This window comes from Nguyenibacter vanlangensis, from assembly GCF_013376155.1.
Classification (GTDB): domain Bacteria; phylum Pseudomonadota; class Alphaproteobacteria; order Acetobacterales; family Acetobacteraceae; genus Gluconacetobacter; species Gluconacetobacter vanlangensis.
The window spans coordinates 1-2,648 of sequence record NZ_JABXXP010000405.1; the positions used below are offsets into that span (position 1 = coordinate 1).

The 2,648-nt window shown below is 67.5% G+C and carries 2 protein-coding genes and 1 pseudogene; 1 reads left to right on the plus strand and 2 read right to left on the minus strand.

Annotation, left to right across the window (positions count from 1 at the left end):
• Nucleotides 1–975 (minus strand): tyrosine--tRNA ligase (gene tyrS, locus HUK84_RS14530; RefSeq protein ID WP_176640925.1); only part of this gene is annotated, 975 nt, incomplete at its 3' end.
• 216 nt (nt 976–1,191) lie between these two features.
• On the minus strand, nt 1,192–1,857 hold the full coding sequence (locus tag HUK84_RS14535) for an alpha/beta hydrolase (protein ID WP_176640926.1): 666 nt from the start codon (nt 1,855–1,857) through the stop codon (nt 1,192–1,194).
• Between the two features lie 630 nt (nt 1,858–2,487).
• On the opposite strand from HUK84_RS14535, the pseudogene HUK84_RS23275 reads away from it, so the two are divergent.
• Nucleotides 2,488–2,648: pseudogene (locus tag HUK84_RS23275) on the plus strand (cysteine desulfurase); the annotation flags it as partial.

Here is a 2,648-nt window from a genome sequence, read left to right on the forward strand (position 1 = left end):
CTCGAAGGTGCGGCGGGCGGTCTCGGCGGCTTCCTCGGCGGCGGCGCGGCCGTGGCACAGCGCGGTGGCCTCGGTCGCCAGGATCTTCTTCGCCTCGTTGATCTCGGCGCCGCCCAGGGCGGCCAGGCGGTCGCATTCGTCGAGCGGCAGGTCGGTGAACAGGCGCAGGAAGCGGCCGGTATCGGCGTCTTCGACATTGCGCCAGAACTGCCAATATTCGAAGACCGGCAGGCGCGCCGCCGACAGCCAGACGGCGCCGCGGGCGGATTTGCCCATCTTGGCGCCCGAGGCGGTGGTCAGCAGCGGGGTGGTCAGGCCGAAGACCTGCTTCTGTTCGGTGCGGCGCACCAGGTCGATGCCCGAGACGATGTTGCCCCACTGGTCCGAGCCGCCCATCTGCAGGGTCACGCCGTACGTGCGGTTCAGTTGGCGGAAATCGTAGGATTGCAGGATGGAATAGTTGAATTCCAGGAAGGTCAGCCCCTGTTCGCGGTCGAGGCGCGAGCGCACGGAATCGAAGGACAGCATGCGGTTGACCGAGAAATGAACGCCCACGTCGCGCAGCAGCTCGATATAGGACAGGCGGTCCAGCCAGTCGGCGTTGTTGGCCAGGATGGCGCCGTCCGGGCCGTCGAAGCGCAGGAACTGGCGCAGGCAGCCCTCGATGCCCAGCAGGTTGGCGGCGATCGTCTGTTCGGTCATGAGCTGGCGCGCTTCCTCGCGGAACGAGGGGTCGCCGATCCGCGCCGTGCCGCCGCCCAGCAGCGCCACCGGCCGGTGGCCGTGCTTCTGCATCAGGCGCAGCATCATGATCTGGATCAGGCTGCCGACATGCAGGCTGTCGGCGGTGGGGTCGAAGCCGATATAGCCCGTTACCGGTCCCGCGCGCATGGCGGCGTCCAGGGCCTCCATGTCCGTGCACTGGAAGATGAAGCCGCGCGCTTCGGCTTCCCGGAGGAAATCGCTGTTGGGCATAATCGGGTCACTCTGGTTCGTGGCACCCGGTGGGGGGCGCCCGGCGGGGGGCACCCGGCGGGGCCGGGGAAATTTGCGGGCCGCGAGGGCCCGGTGCCCCTGTAGCACGCCCGATGCGGGACATGAACCGGCAGGACATGAACCAGTGGGGGCATGAACCAGTGGGGACGAACCAGGAGATGCGCCGGAGCGGGGATGCCGCCCCGGCGCGGCGGGTCAGTCGGCGGCCAGCGCCAGGCTGGTGCGCGACATGATGGTGGTCACGTGGTCTTCCAGCGCCTCGGCCACCTGCTCGGCGTGGTTGGCGTAGATATGGTCGGCCCCGGCGAAGATGCGGTAATCGACCGAAACGCCCTTCTGAGTGTTCAGCTTGTCGACCAGTTTGCGCACCGCGGGCTCGGGCACCATGTCGTCGGAATCGCCGGCGATCATGAGCCCGCCGCAGGGGCAGGGGGCCAGGAAGCCGAAATCGTAATAGTTGGTGGGCGGGGCGACGCTGATCCAGCCGGTGATTTCCGGCCGGCGCATCAGGAGCTGCATGCCGACGAACGCGCCGAAGGAATAGCCGGCGATCCACAGCCCGCCGGCGTTCGGGTTGACCATCTGCATCCAGTCGAGCGCCGCCGCGGCGTCGGAAATCTCGCCGATGCCGCCGTCATAGCGGCCCTGCGACCGGCCCACCCCGCGCGAATTGTACCGCATGACCGAGAAACCCATCTTCTCGAACGAACGATACATCGCATAGGTGATGCGGTTGTTCATGGTGCCGCCATGCAGCGGGTGGGGATGGAGGACGAGGGCGAGCGGCGCGTTCGGCGCGCTCGAATGATGGTAGCGTCCTTCCAGGCGGCCGTCGGGGCCGGCGAACATGACCTCTGGCATACAAATCCCGCGATCTGAGTCCCGCGCCGCAGGGCATGGCGGCGGGACCGTTACTGTGAGTGCCGTGCGGATGGCGATGCCCCGTCATCCGCACGGCGAAGAAAAACATGCGTGGTCCGCGCCGGGCCGGAAGGGCGCGTGGACCATGCGATCCGGAACCGTCGCGGCCGGACCGGCATCGTGGCTGGGGGTGGAGGACGCGCCGCGCGGCGGCGGCGTCAGGCGTGGGTCGCGACGTCGTCCGTCACGGGTTCCGCCGTTACCGGTTCTGTCGTCACGGGTTCCGTCGTCTCGGTTTCCGTCAGGGGGTTGTCATTGGAAGCCGGACGGAACATCGGCGAGAGGGCCGGTTGACTTCCTGCGCGGCATGGTCATAGTCCAGTACCCCTTTTTCAGACCTTCCTGAGCCCGGTCCGACGAAAGCCCGTCGGGCGCCGAGACGCTCCGGCCCTGAAAACATGTCTCGAACACCCGGCCCGGCCGCACGCTGCGCCGTAGGCTGACCGTTCGGTTTCGGACTGTATATAGCGATCCGGAATCGCCAATTACCAGATAAATCGTCTTTAACATTCGACATGGCGGCTCGGCACGCAGGGCGGGGCGGCCGTTTCGGAGAATGTCGCGGGCAGGATGTCGGCCATGGAGCGTGATTTTTTCTACTTCGATGCGAATGCGTCGGAACCGGTGCGCCCGGCGGCGCTGGCCGAGTTGAATCGCGTGGCCGCCCTGGCGGGCAACCCGTCATCGGTCCATCGGGCGGGGCGGGAGGCGCGGGCGGTCCTCGAATCGGC